Source organism: Vagococcus changpingensis, from assembly GCF_058211775.1.
The window spans coordinates 708,260-720,860 of the sequence record NZ_JBYVZB010000001.1 but is presented as its reverse complement, the minus strand read 5'-3'; the positions used below and the strand labels follow the sequence as shown (position 1 = coordinate 720,860).

At 33.4% G+C, this 12,601-nt stretch carries 13 protein-coding genes; 9 read left to right on the top strand and 4 right to left on the bottom strand.

Annotated elements, in window-relative coordinates; genetic code table 11:
* Positions 1 to 5: 5 nt before the first annotated feature.
* Both AC37UB_RS03535 and AC37UB_RS03530 read right to left on the bottom strand, forming a co-directional pair.
* Positions 6 to 839 carry an undecaprenyl-diphosphate phosphatase gene (locus AC37UB_RS03535; protein ID WP_117973047.1) on the bottom strand — a complete coding sequence of 278 codons (834 nt, stop codon included), beginning with the start codon at positions 837 to 839 and terminating at the stop codon, positions 6 to 8.
* Positions 840 to 963: 124 nt separating this feature from the next.
* Positions 964 to 1,593 (bottom strand): MBL fold metallo-hydrolase, encoded by a 630-nt coding sequence (locus AC37UB_RS03530; RefSeq protein WP_490685334.1) that lies wholly within the window; start codon positions 1,591 to 1,593, stop codon positions 964 to 966.
* 130 nt (positions 1,594 to 1,723) lie between these two features.
* On the opposite strand from AC37UB_RS03530, the gene AC37UB_RS03525 reads away from it, so the two are divergent.
* On the top strand, positions 1,724 to 3,058 hold the full coding sequence (locus AC37UB_RS03525) for a hypothetical protein (RefSeq protein ID WP_490685333.1): 1,335 nt from the start codon (positions 1,724 to 1,726) through the stop codon (positions 3,056 to 3,058).
* Positions 3,059 to 3,062: 4 nt separating this feature from the next.
* Here the strand turns inward: AC37UB_RS03525 and AC37UB_RS03520 are convergent, their stop codons facing one another.
* Together AC37UB_RS03520 and AC37UB_RS03515 are read right to left on the bottom strand one after the other, a co-directional pair.
* The gene (locus tag AC37UB_RS03520; RefSeq protein ID WP_117973044.1) at positions 3,063 to 3,632 is read right to left on the bottom strand and encodes a DUF308 domain-containing protein; all 570 of its coding nucleotides are present in this window, start codon (positions 3,630 to 3,632) and stop codon (positions 3,063 to 3,065) included.
* 74 nt (positions 3,633 to 3,706) lie between these two features.
* Positions 3,707 to 4,327: a histidine phosphatase family protein gene (locus tag AC37UB_RS03515; RefSeq protein WP_117973043.1), complete on the bottom strand. Its 621-nt coding sequence runs from the start codon at positions 4,325 to 4,327 to the stop codon at positions 3,707 to 3,709.
* A gap of 275 nt (positions 4,328 to 4,602) precedes the next feature.
* Between AC37UB_RS03515 and rpsB the strand changes: the two genes are divergently transcribed.
* The 8 genes from rpsB (at position 4,603) to AC37UB_RS03475 (ending at position 12,582) form a co-directional block, all read left to right on the top strand.
* Positions 4,603 to 5,388, top strand: coding sequence for a 30S ribosomal protein S2 (rpsB, locus tag AC37UB_RS03510; RefSeq protein WP_117973042.1), 786 nt, complete (start codon positions 4,603 to 4,605; stop codon positions 5,386 to 5,388).
* 123 nt (positions 5,389 to 5,511) lie between these two features.
* Entirely contained in the window at positions 5,512 to 6,393 is an 882-nt protein-coding gene (tsf, locus tag AC37UB_RS03505) for a translation elongation factor Ts (protein WP_117973041.1), read from the top strand.
* A gap of 118 nt (positions 6,394 to 6,511) precedes the next feature.
* Positions 6,512 to 7,234, top strand: coding sequence for a UMP kinase (gene pyrH, locus AC37UB_RS03500; protein ID WP_117973040.1), 723 nt, complete (start codon positions 6,512 to 6,514; stop codon positions 7,232 to 7,234).
* 3 nt (positions 7,235 to 7,237) lie between these two features.
* A complete protein-coding gene (gene frr / locus AC37UB_RS03495) occupies positions 7,238 to 7,795 on the top strand; it encodes a ribosome recycling factor (protein WP_117973039.1) in 558 nt (185 codons plus the stop codon).
* 158 nt (positions 7,796 to 7,953) lie between these two features.
* Positions 7,954 to 8,757 (top strand): undecaprenyl pyrophosphate synthase, encoded by an 804-nt coding sequence (uppS, locus tag AC37UB_RS03490; protein ID WP_242093657.1) that lies wholly within the window; start codon positions 7,954 to 7,956, stop codon positions 8,755 to 8,757.
* Positions 8,754 to 9,542 carry a phosphatidate cytidylyltransferase gene (locus AC37UB_RS03485; protein ID WP_242093655.1) on the top strand — a complete coding sequence of 263 codons (789 nt, stop codon included), beginning with the start codon at positions 8,754 to 8,756 and terminating at the stop codon, positions 9,540 to 9,542. The genes uppS and AC37UB_RS03485 overlap by 4 nt, the downstream gene beginning before the upstream one ends.
* 34 nt (positions 9,543 to 9,576) lie before the next feature.
* Positions 9,577 to 10,857 carry an RIP metalloprotease RseP gene (gene rseP, locus AC37UB_RS03480; RefSeq protein WP_117973036.1) on the top strand — a complete coding sequence of 427 codons (1,281 nt, stop codon included), beginning with the start codon at positions 9,577 to 9,579 and terminating at the stop codon, positions 10,855 to 10,857.
* 24 nt (positions 10,858 to 10,881) lie between these two features.
* Positions 10,882 to 12,582, top strand: a complete 1,701-nt coding sequence (locus tag AC37UB_RS03475) for a proline--tRNA ligase (protein WP_490685332.1) — start codon at positions 10,882 to 10,884, stop codon at positions 12,580 to 12,582.
* The last annotated feature ends 19 nt before the right edge of the window (positions 12,583 to 12,601 follow it).

The window sequence follows — 12,601 nt, the reverse complement described above, 5'->3', positions numbered from 1 at the left end:
ATTGATTATAATGTTGTTAACCAGTAAATGAGAATGATGGTTCCCAAAATAATTCGATACCAACCAAAAACTTTGAAATCATGTTTTTTGATGTAACCCATCAAGAACTTGATCGCTAATATTGAAACGACAAATGAAACAATTGTGCCAATTGATAATAAGATGATTTCAGGAGAACCAAACGAATTTCCTTTTAATAAGAACTTCAAAATCTTAACCCCACTAGCTCCAAACATGACAGGAATTCCTAAAAAGAAAGTAAATTCTGCTGCTACATAACGTGAACAGCCAATAATTATTGCCCCAATAATAGTAGCACCTGAACGAGATGTTCCAGGTATTAATGACAGCACTTGGAATAAACCAATAATGAAGGCAGTTTTATAAGTTAGTTGATTAAGCGTTGTTGTGGTTGGTTTAATGGTTTTATTTCTATTTTCAACAATAATAAATAGTACACCATAAAGAATTAACATCATCGCAACAGGGACAAACTTATGAAAATGTTCCTCTAAAAAATCATCAAACAAAATTCCTAAGACACCTGCTGGAATACATGCAACCACTACTTTGAACCATAAAGACCAAGTATCTTTTTTTTCAATATCAGATTTATTTCTAGCAAATGGGTTTAATTTATTGAAATAAAGAACCACTACGGCGAGAATTGCTCCTAGTTGAATGACGACATTAAACATTTCTTTAAAGTCATTTGAAGCATCAAGCTTTAAAAATTGGTCTACTAAAATCAAATGACCAGTGCTACTGATTGGCAGCCATTCTGTAATCCCCTCAACAATCCCTAAAAAGATCACTTTTAATATATTATAAAAATCCATTCTTAATAGTCTCCTTTTTCCTTTTTATCACAATTAAGTATACATTATCTTTTTTTAAAACCAAATCTTTTTTCGAAAAAAAACCCCTTAGAAAAATTTAATTATCTAAGGAGTTAAAAGCTCTTTAATTAAAAAATGGATTTTCGCGTTTTTCACGACCAATACTTGTTACGGGGCCATGACCTGAATAGGCTTTGAATTCATCTGGCAGAGTAAATAATTCAGCTTTTATACCAGAAAGCAAGGTTTGTGAATCGCCAAAAGGTAAGTCAGTTCGTCCGACACTACCTCTAAATAGAGCATCACCACAAACAACAAAATCATCAAAAATAAAGCTAACACTACCTGGTGAGTGTCCAGGTGTTGGAACGACTTTAAATGTCATGTCACCAATAGTGTATGTATCATAGTTTTTAAATTCAAATTCAGCTTCTCTAGCAGTTACATCAGCCATATCATCATGACGAGCTAGACCTGATAAGTTTAATTGTGGATCAGTCAGCCATGATTGTTCAATTGGACTAATATATACAGGAATATTGTATCTATCTCTGATTTCATCTACCGCACCAATGTGATCATAGTGAGCATGTGTAATAAGAATAGCTTCAGGGTTTACATTGAGTTCATCTATGGCAGATTCGATTTTTTTTGCATCGTCACCTGGATCGACTATCAGTAATGATTGATTATTATAAATTAAGTAGCAATTTTCTTGGATTGCACCTGTTGGAATTTGTTTAATTGTTAGCACTTGAATTCCTCCTTTGAGTATAAATGTATTATAACGAAAAAAAGGATATTTCTAAAGTATAAAGAATTTTGTTAAGAAGAAAAAAATATTGTAAACTAAGTAGGGAAAGAGAGGTGCTGTGGTGGAGACCGTGAAAAAGAAGTTTGAATCATTACAGTTTATTCCTTTTGTATTGGTTAACGGAATGAACTTATTTCCAATATTTATTTTGGTCCATATTTTTTTACAAAATAATCATGAATTTCGTTATTTATTACCCTTACTATTCTTTTATTGCTTTAAATCAACTATTTTGTTTTTAATTCGTTTAAAAACATTGCCTATGCGACGCTTATTATTTGTAGCAATTGGACTAGGTATTTTAGGTTGTGGGTTTGGGTTATTGCTGAATCAATCGATTGCGTTTGGTTGGATTGCTGGAGGGTTATTGGGTATTTGTTCAGGTTTAATGTTTCCAAGCTATATGACAGTTATGTTTCATGAGAGAACACTGAATGATTTTAATAATAAAGAAAGCAACCAATTATATTCATTAGGTTTTGCCATTATTTTTTCAACTATATTGTTTAAGTTGATTGATGCATCAATAGTAGGAACCTTTTTATTTTTAGGATTAAGTTTATTGTTGTTAGCTAGTGTTTTATCAACTTATCCAACCTATACAATAGATGAAACGATTCCTTATCCAAATTATTCAACTATTGAAACACTTGTTTTATTTTTTGTTGGATTTTTTAGTGTGTTTATCATAAAAGGGGATAAAAAATTAGGTGTGAGTCATTTTTTATTAACACTGATGATTATAATGGCTATACTGTTGGTTATTTACTTTATTTACTATAAAAAAATTACGCGTCAACGTCAATTTAGACCGCTAGAGAGTGCTATGATGTTATATAAAGGTATGTTGACTAATTTTATTTTAGTGTTTTGCACATTGTATCAAATGATTAATCATGGAAAATCTTCATTAATGATAATATATAGTTTGTATTTAACTTCCATTATTATCTCTCCAATGATGGCAAAAAAAATACAGAATAAAGAGAAAATTATTTTTTATGGCTTGATGTTCGGCTTTTTATTATTGATAACGCACGAATTATTTTATGTAGGAGTGTTTACTTTAAGTGTGATTACCTCTATTTATAATCAGCAATTAAATCAAGCGGTTTATCATTATCCAGTTTTGCCAAGAGATTTTCGGTTAATTGCCAAATATCGCTTAGGAAATATTGGGAGCATTTTACATCAATTACTTATGATGTCAACGTTATTTATCGTAACAAAGTATGCACATAATGTATCGTTAGATAATATTCTTCGAAGCTATACTTTTAAACAAATTGATACAAATGCTATATCAGTATTAGATATGAGTAAATATGCCTTATTAGGCTGTTTTGCCATTATTTTGATAATATTGAAAAATAGACAAAAAAAAGAAGCTGTCTTTTCAAAATAAAAGATTAGCTTCTTTTTTTTATAATTTGATAATTTTCCCAAAGAAGAATTCCCCCAGAGAGAAAATAATAGACGATGGCAAACATTAAAGGATTAATGAATGGAATAAACGATTGGAATATTAATATAACACCGCATAAGACGGAGATCCCTTGTATGATCCTGAAAGTGATAAGAAGTTGTGATTCATTGATAAATTCCAATTCACTCAAAATAATTTGTGGGATATAATCCCAAATAAACCAAAGACCACAAATGACACAAAGTGCATTATTTGTTGCTGAAAAATTAAAGATAATAGAAAGACCAACAATGACACTGACAATTCCTGAGATGAGATAAATAATATGCCATGTTTCTTTTGGCTCCAATCGAATGTTTGTCGAATAATAATTGAAGTTTAAAAAACCTTTTAAAATAGCGACAAGTCCCATGATAATACTAAACTGTTTGATTTGTGAATCAAGATGGAAAACCATAATAAATCCAAAAATCATCATCAATCCACCCATTAAAAATGAATGCCACTCTATTTTCTTTGCATACTTTAAAAGTGTGTTGCTAAATTGCTTCATTTTTATAACACTCCTTAATTTAATCGAACTTTTTCATTTTAACATGAAATAAAGGAGCTGAGTAGATAAAAAGATTAAAGAGTATGAGTTAAATCATTATAGCGTGTCACGGAAAATTCTTCAGCATTTTTTGCTTCAATAATAGAAATACTTGTATTTCCTAAAAGTTCACCGTTTCTAATGTCACTAATGGGTAACCCTTGAAAATGCTTAAGTAATGTTTGAAGTGTTAATCCATGAGAAACAACTAAAATAGTGTCATTGGGATATTTAGTAGCATATTCTTTAAAAACAGATTTTGTTCGATTTAATAGTGTCTCAAAATCTTCTCCACCAAATTCACTTGGATCATAAAGATGAGGGCGATATTTTAAATGCTCAAATTGAGTCTGACCTTCATAGCTTTTTTCAAGGGTACCATCCCAAGTACCAAATTTCATTTCCCGTATATCTTCAACCGTTTCTTTTATTGGATTAGAGGAGTGAGTAGATAAAAAGGCTCTCGCGGTATCTTGTGCACGTTTTTGAGGAGAGATAATCACACGATCAAAAGACACATCTTGCAAATAGTTTCCAGCTTTTTTGGCTGTTTCAATCCCTTCATCAAGCAGTGGTGAATCAACCAGCCCCCCTTGAAAAATACCTGCTTGATTAAATTCAGTTTTCCCATGTCTCATGCAGTAAAAAGTTGTCATGTAGTAAATTGCCTCCTATATAATAGTAATTTAAGTATACAAGAAAAGTAGAGTATAGTAAAAAAGAAAAATAAAAAGTCTCTGATATAAAAAATTAGTGAAAAATGTTTGATTTTCTTATATGGCTGTTATATACTAACAAAGGTGCTACTGTAAGGTAGGATCAAATCCACATTTTCAGCTGATTTTTTGTGAGGTGCTTAAATACTTTAAGTCCACAAAAAAAGTGAGGCTGTTAAGAGGGAAAATAAAAACCACATTGGAGGAAACAAAAAATGGCAGTAATTAGCATGAAACAGTTACTTGAAGCTGGTGTACATTTTGGGCACCAAACTCGTCGCTGGAACCCAAAAATGAAGAAATATATCTTCACAGAAAGAAATGGTATTTATATCATTGATTTACAAAAAACAGTTCGCTTAGTAGATGATGCTTATAACTATATGAGAAACATCGCTGAAGAAGGCGGAATTGCTTTATTTGTAGGAACTAAAAAACAAGCTCAAGAAGCGATTAAAGACGAAGCAATTCGTTCAGGTCAATTCTACGTTAACCATCGTTGGTTAGGTGGAACATTGACTAACTGGGATACAATCCAAAAACGTATTGCACGTTTGAAACAAATCACAACTATGGAAGAAGACGGTGTTTTTGAAGTCTTACCTAAAAAAGAAGTTGCTGGTTTAATGAAAGAACGTGAAAGATTAGAAAAATTCTTAGGTGGTATCGCTGATATGCCAAGAATTCCTGATGTTATGTTTATCGTTGACCCACGTAAAGAACGTATTGCCGTTCAAGAAGCTCATAAATTAAATATTCCAATCGTTGCTATGGTTGATACTAACTGTGATCCAGATGAGATCGATGTTGTTATCCCATCAAACGATGATGCAATTCGTGCGGTTAAATTAATTTCTGGAAAAATGGCTGATGCATTCATCGAAGGTCGCCAAGGCGAAGATGAAATTGTAGAAGAAGTCTTTACAGAAGAAGTTGTTTCTGAGGAAGCTCCATCAATCGAAGAAATCGTTGAAGTGGTTGAAGGAAGTAACGCTGAATAATAAATAAATTAAAGCTGTCTAGGGCTGCTGGCAAAGGTGAACAAAGTAGCCAATGGTTTTGTCAATTGTCTTAGATGGCTTTTTCATTAAAATAATACACAAACACTTGGGAGGAAACAATAAATGGGTAAAATTAGTGCTTCTATGGTAAAAGAATTACGCGAACGTACTGGTGTCGGTATGATGGACGCTAAACGTGCGTTAGTTGAAGTTGAAGGTAAAATGGAAGAAGCAATCGATTTGTTAAGAGAAAAAGGAATGGCAAAAGCTGGTAAGAAAAATGATCGTATCGCTGCTGAAGGTTTAGCAAATGTATACGTTAATGGAAATACAGCTGCTATCGTTGAAGTTAACTCTGAAACAGATTTCGTTGCTAAAAACGAAAAATTCCAAGACTTAGTAAAAAATATTGCTAAATTAGTTGCTGAAAACAAACCAGCTAACATGGAAGAAGCTTTAAAAATTAAAACAGAAACAGGTACAATTGAGTCTGACGTGATTGAAGCAACTCAAGTTATTGGAGAAAAAATCAGCTTCCGTCGTTTTGAAATCTTAGAAAAAGACGATAACGCTGCATTTGGTGGATACTTACACATGGGTGGACGTATTGCCGTATTAACAGTTATTAATGGAACAACAGATGAAGTCGTAGCGAAAGATGTTGCAATGCATGTTGCAGCTATTAATCCTCGTTACGTATCTCAAGACCAAGTATCTCAAGATGAACTAGATCATGAGAAAAAAGTATTAACAGAGCAAGCTTTAAATGAAGGTAAACCAGAAAAAATCGTTGAAAAAATGGTTATTGGTCGTATGAATAAATTCTTAGCTGAAATTTGTTTAGTAGACCAACCATTCGTTAAAGATCCAGATATGACTGTTGAAAAATTTGTTGCATCTAAAGGTGGAACAGTGAAAGAATTCGTACGTTTTGAAGTTGGAGAAGGTATGGAAAAACGTGAAGAAAACTTTGCTGATGAAGTTGCAAGTCAAATGGGTAAATAGTTAATCATCGGGAACGCATTTATTGTTGTTATGATATATGCGCTCCTTTTTTTTGAAAAAATTACTGTATAAAGTGGTTTGTATAGTAAGACTAAAGGATAAAAGCGGAGGCATAAAAATGGTAGAACCCACATATCGTAGAGTATTATTAAAAGTTAGTGGCGAAGCATTAGCTGGAGAAAAAGGATTTGGCATTAATCCAAGTGTTGTCAATGGCTTAGTGAAAGAAATTAAAGAAATTCACGATCTTGGAATAGAAGTGGCTATAGTTGTTGGTGGTGGAAATATTTGGCGCGGTAATATTGGTGCTGAAATGGGAATGGAACGTTCTCAAGCAGATTACATGGGAATGCTTGCTACTGTAATGAATGGACTAGCACTACAAGATACACTTGAAAACTTGGGTGTACCAACCCGCGTCCAAACATCAATTGAAATGAGACAAATTGCTGAGCCGTATATCAGACGTCGTGCTATTCGTCATTTAGAAAAACGCCGTGTTGTTATTTTTGCTGGTGGAACCGGTAATCCATATTTCACTACAGATACTACAGCAGCACTTAGAGCAGTTGAAATTGGTGCAGATGTTATTTTAATGGCTAAAAATAACGTGGATGGAGTATACTCTGCAGATCCTAAGTTAGATATGAATGCCACAAAATTTGAAGAATTAACTCATATGGAAGTTATTTCAAAAGGCTTATCAGTAATGGATTCAACAGCAAGTAGTTTAAGTATGGATAATGATATACCTTTAGTAGTTTTCAATATGAATGAACCAGGAAATATTAAACGAGTTTGTTTAGGTGAACAAATCGGAACAACTGTAAGGGGGAAATAAATTATGAGTCAAACGATTTTAAATGATGCAAAAGAAAAGATGAAAAAATCTGAGGAAAGTTTACGTCGTGAATTAGGGCAAATTAGAGCAGGTCGTGCTAACGCTAGTTTGTTAGAACGTATTACAGTAGACTACTACGGAGTACCAACACCACTAAATCAGTTGTCTTCTATTACCATTCCAGAAGCGCGTGTATTAATGATTACGCCTTTCGATAAATCTGCAATGGAAAACATTGAAAAAGCTATTCTAGCAAGTGATATTGGTATTTCACCAACTAATGATGGAACAGTTATTCGTTTGGTTATCCCTCAATTAACAGAAGAACGTCGTAAAGATATTGCGAAAGAAGTGGGCAAACAAGGTGAAAATGCTAAGATTGCTATTCGTAATATCCGTCGTGATGCGATTGATGAATTGAAAAAATTAGAAAAAAACAAAGAAATTTCTGAAGATGAGTTACGTGGATTTGAAAAAGATGTTCAATCATTGACTGATGCTAGTGCAAAAAATATTGAAGCCATTGTTAGTGAAAAAGAAAAAGAAATTTTAGATGTTTAACGAATAAAATAAAGCCACGAAGAGATTCGTGGCTTGTTTTTTTATAATTTCTTTTAAAAAAAGTAGGATTATCCTTTTTTTTATAGGTTTTTCTAGTCCCATTTGCTACAATAAGGTGAGTGCATGTTTATGCTCAAGTCTTTTGAGGGGGCTTTTTTATGTTTAATATATTTACAAAGCAAACGAAGAAAAAATTAGGAGAAGAAAAAACGATAAACTTTTCCAAAGATGGAGATATTCCCAAGCATATAGCAATTATAATGGACGGTAATGGACGGTGGGCGCAAAAAAGACGTCTTCCACGTATTGCTGGACATAAGGAAGGGATGAATAATGTTAAAAAAATAACGACTTATGCAAGCAAATTAGGAGTTAAAGTATTAACATTATACGCTTTCTCGACGGAAAATTGGAAGCGTCCATCAAATGAAGTCGATTTTTTAATGAAATTACCAGTTGATTTCTTTGATGTCTTTGTACCAGAGTTGATTAAAGAAAATGTCAAGGTCAATGTGATGGGCTTTACAGAACATTTACCAAAACACACGCAAAAAGCAGTAGAAAATGCTATTAAGGAAACAAAAAATAACACAGGCATGATATTAAACTTTGCGTTAAACTATGGTAGTCGGGCAGAAATCTTAACAGCAGTAAACGACTTGTTAAATGAAGTAAAACAAGGAAACTTCACAGAAGAAGTTGATGAGGATATGTTTTCTAATTATTTAATGACAGCAAGTTTGGGAAACGAGTTACAAGACCCAGATTTATTGATTCGAACAAGTGGGGAAGAGAGAATCAGTAATTTTTTATTATGGCAAATTGCTTATAGTGAATTATATTTTACAGAGACCTATTGGCCAGAGTTTAGTTTGGTCCACTTAGAAGAGGCCATTGGGTCTTACCAAAAACGTCAACGTCGTTTTGGGGGATTGAAAATAGAAGGAGAGGCAAGTAAATGAGACAAAGAGTGATTACAGCAGTTGTTGCATTAATTTTATTTATTCCACTAATAGTTATTGGACAAATGCCACTGCAAGTCGTGATGGCTATGTTAGGTGGGATTGCGGTTTATGAGTTATTTAGGATGAAAGGGTTAGACATTAAAACACCAGAGGGGATTTTAGCAATAGTTGGTTCCGTTGTGTTGATTTTACCACGCTCAACGTGGTATGATTTTTTACCTAAAACAGTGAATGGTAACACCTTGTTTTATTTAGTCGTGATGGCATTATTAGTTCTACCTGTTTTTCTTAAAAATGCGTTAACTTTTGATACTATTGGTTTTCCAGTATTAGTGAGTTTATATGTGGGGACTGGTTTTCAAAACTTTATTTCTGCTAGAGAAACGGGATTACATGTCTTGATGTATGCATTATTTATTGTTTGGTCTACAGATATTGGGGCTTACATGATTGGTAGAAAATATGGTAAAAGAAAATTAGCACCAGATATTTCCCCAAATAAAACCGTTGAAGGCTCTCTTGGTGGTATGTTATGTGCAGTGGTTGTGTCACTTGTTTTTACTTTAATATGGCCATTAACTTATAATGTGTTTGTGATGTTATTACTAGCTATCATTTTTTCAGTTGTCGGACAATTGGGTGATTTGGTTGAATCAGCTTATAAACGTTACTATGGTGTGAAAGACTCTGGAAATATTTTACCAGGACATGGTGGCATATTAGATCGGTTTGATAGCTTATTATTTGTCTTTCCATTGATGCATTTAGTCGGATTGTTTTAAATAGATTGATACAATAAGTAGAAGGGATGTTCTGATGAAAACATTTTTAACATTTATTTTTGTGTTTGGTTTGATTGTTCTAGTTCACGAGTTTGGTCATTTTATTTTTGCTAAACGTGGCGGCATATTGGTTCGTGAGTTTTCAATTGGCATGGGACCAAAATTATTTTATCATCGTCATAACGGAACAACGTATACTATCCGTTTACTACCAATTGGTGGGTATGTTCGAATGGCGGGTGAAGGTGAAGAGGAGGGAGAACTATCTCCTGGAATGCACTTGTCACTTGTTATAGATGAAAATGGTATTGTAACGAAAATCAACCCAACAAAAAAAGTACAATTACCTAATAGTATACCAATTGAATTGATTGCATATGATTTAGAAGATAAATTATTTATTAAAGGATATGAAAATGGGGATGAATCTGAAGAAAAGATTTTTCCAGTATCTCATGACGCAACGATTATTGAAGAAGATGGTATTGAAACACAAATTGCACCACGTGATGTTCAATTTCAATCAGCTTCTTTAGGTCGTCGAATGATGACAAATTTTGCAGGACCCATGAATAATTTCATCTTAGCTGCAGTTCTGTTTATCCTTGTAGCTTTTATGCAAGGTGGAAAATATGTTGAAGATCCATCAAATGCGATTGGTGGAGTTATCCAAAATAGTGTAGCGGATAAAGCAGGCATTAAACCGGGTGATAAAATTATTCAAGTAAATAGTAATGACACACCAAAATTTACGGATATTTCAGCAGAAATTTCTTCTAATGCTGGAAAAAAAGTGTCTTTAGTTTTAGAAAATGATAAAAATGAAAAAAGAACGGTTGAAGTCGTACCAGAAAAAAGTGAACAAAATCCTAGTGTTGGAATGATTGGGATTCAGATGAGCAATAAGTTCATGCCATTATCATTTTTTGGTAAGATCCAATATGGAGTGACACAAATGATTGCTAATTCATTAACTATTTTTAAAGCATTGGGTGATTTGATTACTGGATTTAGTATTAATAAATTAGGTGGTCCTGTCATGATTTTTAAACTATCTGAATCTGTGTCAAAAAGTGGCATCATCGCTATCTTATCCTTTACCGCGATGTTATCAGTCAATTTAGGAATTATGAACCTAATTCCATTACCAGGTCTTGATGGTGGAAAGTTAATGCTGAATTTATATGAAGGTGTTCGCGGTAAACCATTAAGTCAAGAAAAAGAAGTGATGATTACTATGGCTGGAGTGGTGATTCTAGTTGTATTAATGGTTGCTGTTACTTGGAATGATATTCAACGATTTTTTATTCAATAATATGATTAGGGGAGTTTAATAATAATGAAACAATCAAAATTTTTTATGCCAACTTTGCGTGAGGTACCAAGTGAAGCCGAGGCAATGAGTCATAAAGTGTTACTTCGTGGTGGATACATTAGACAGGTGTCAAGTGGTTATTATATTTATTTACCACTTGCTTATAAAGTGATTCAAAAAATTGAAAACATCATGCGAGAAGAATTTGCTAAAATTAATGCTAATGAGATGCTTTTACCAGCCGTTATACCAGCTGATTTATGGCGAGAAAGTGGTCGTTATGCAACATATGGCGATGCCTTGATGACGTTTACTGCAGATGGTGATAAAGAGTATCTTTTAGGACCAACACATGAAGAAACATTTACAGATTTAATTCGTAAAGATGTGAATTCTTATAAAAAATTACCACTTTATCTATACCAAATTCAATCAAAATACCGTGGGGAAAAACGTCCACGTTTTGGTCTACTACGTGGACGCGAATTTATTATGAAAGATGCGTATTCTTTCCATGCCTCAACAGAGAGTTTAGATGAAGGCTTTAATGACTTTGAAGAAGCCTATAAAAAAATATTTGACCGTTGTGGCTTAAACTACCGCATTATCATTGGTGATGGCGGTGCAATGGGAAGTAATGATTCAAAAGAATTTATGGCCATTGCTGAGATTGGTGAAGATACGATTGTTTATTCAAATGAAAGTGATTATGCGGCTAATTTAGAGATGGCGACTAGTTTTTATGCCTCTAAAAAATCTCATGAAACACCACTTGAAATGGAAAAAATTGAAACCCCAGGTGTTGGAACGATTGCAGAATTATCTGACTTTCTATCTATTTCAGAAGATAAAACAGTGAAATCTTTGTTTTATATGGCTGATGAAAACCCTGTGATGATTTTACTTCGCGGTGATCACGAATTAAATGACGTAAAATTAAAAAATTATTTAAACGCTGTTAATTTAGAACCAGCAACAGATGATGAGGTAAAAGAAGTCTTAGGAGTAGAATTTGGTTCTTTAGGTCCTGTAGGATTACCTGATACGGTTGAATTACTAGCTGATTTATATGTACAAGATTTATCTAATACAGTAGTTGGAGCAAATGAAACAGGGTATCATATCAAAAATGTGAATCCAGGTCGTGACTTTGAACCGAAAGAATACCTAGATTTACGATTAGTCAAAGAAGGAGAAATTTCTCCTGATGGTCGTGGGAAATTACAATTTACACGAGGTATTGAGCTAGGACATATCTTTAAACTTGGTACATTTTATTCTGAAAAAATGAAAGCAGAAGTGTTAGATGAAAATGGAAAAGCTATTCCCGTTCAAATGGGGTGTTATGGTATTGGTGTGAGTCGTTTACTTTCAGCTATTACCGAACAAATGTCTGACGAGGATGGCATCAACTGGCCAGCTGAAATTGCGCCATTTGATGTACATATCATCCCAATTAATCCAAAAGATGAGCATCAATGGAACTTAGCCTTAGATATTGAAAAAGAATTAGAAAACTATGGCTTAGATGTGTTACTAGATGATAGAAAAGAACGTCCAGGAGTGAAATTTAAAGATGCTGACTTAGTTGGTGCCCCATTTAGAATCACTGTTGGTAAAAAAGCAGAAGAAGAAATTATTGAAGTGAAAATCAAGAAAACACAAGACGAGTTAGAAATTCGTCGCGACGAGTTATATGCAACGTTAAATATCTTGAATAAGTAACAATACCTTTAAGGTTCTT

Bases quoted from the DNA above. Each gene is read 5' to 3' on its own strand.
- AC37UB_RS03535 (WP_117973047.1), bottom strand. From the start codon at position 839: ATGGATTTTTATAATATATTAAAAGTGATCTTTTTAGGGATTGTTGAG.
- AC37UB_RS03485 (WP_242093655.1), top strand. From the start codon at position 8,754: ATGAGACAAAGAGTGATTACAGCAGTTGTTGCATTAATTTTATTTATT.
- AC37UB_RS03520 (WP_117973044.1), bottom strand. From the start codon at position 3,632: ATGAAGCAATTTAGCAACACACTTTTAAAGTATGCAAAGAAAATAGAG.
- uppS (WP_242093657.1), top strand. From the start codon at position 7,954: ATGTTTAATATATTTACAAAGCAAACGAAGAAAAAATTAGGAGAAGAA.
- pyrH (WP_117973040.1), top strand. From the start codon at position 6,512: ATGGTAGAACCCACATATCGTAGAGTATTATTAAAAGTTAGTGGCGAA.
- rpsB (WP_117973042.1), top strand. From the start codon at position 4,603: ATGGCAGTAATTAGCATGAAACAGTTACTTGAAGCTGGTGTACATTTT.
- AC37UB_RS03515 (WP_117973043.1), bottom strand. From the start codon at position 4,327: ATGACAACTTTTTACTGCATGAGACATGGGAAAACTGAATTTAATCAA.
- rseP (WP_117973036.1), top strand. From the start codon at position 9,577: ATGAAAACATTTTTAACATTTATTTTTGTGTTTGGTTTGATTGTTCTA.
- AC37UB_RS03475 (WP_490685332.1), top strand. From the start codon at position 10,882: ATGAAACAATCAAAATTTTTTATGCCAACTTTGCGTGAGGTACCAAGT.
- frr (WP_117973039.1), top strand. From the start codon at position 7,238: ATGAGTCAAACGATTTTAAATGATGCAAAAGAAAAGATGAAAAAATCT.
- tsf (WP_117973041.1), top strand. From the start codon at position 5,512: ATGGGTAAAATTAGTGCTTCTATGGTAAAAGAATTACGCGAACGTACT.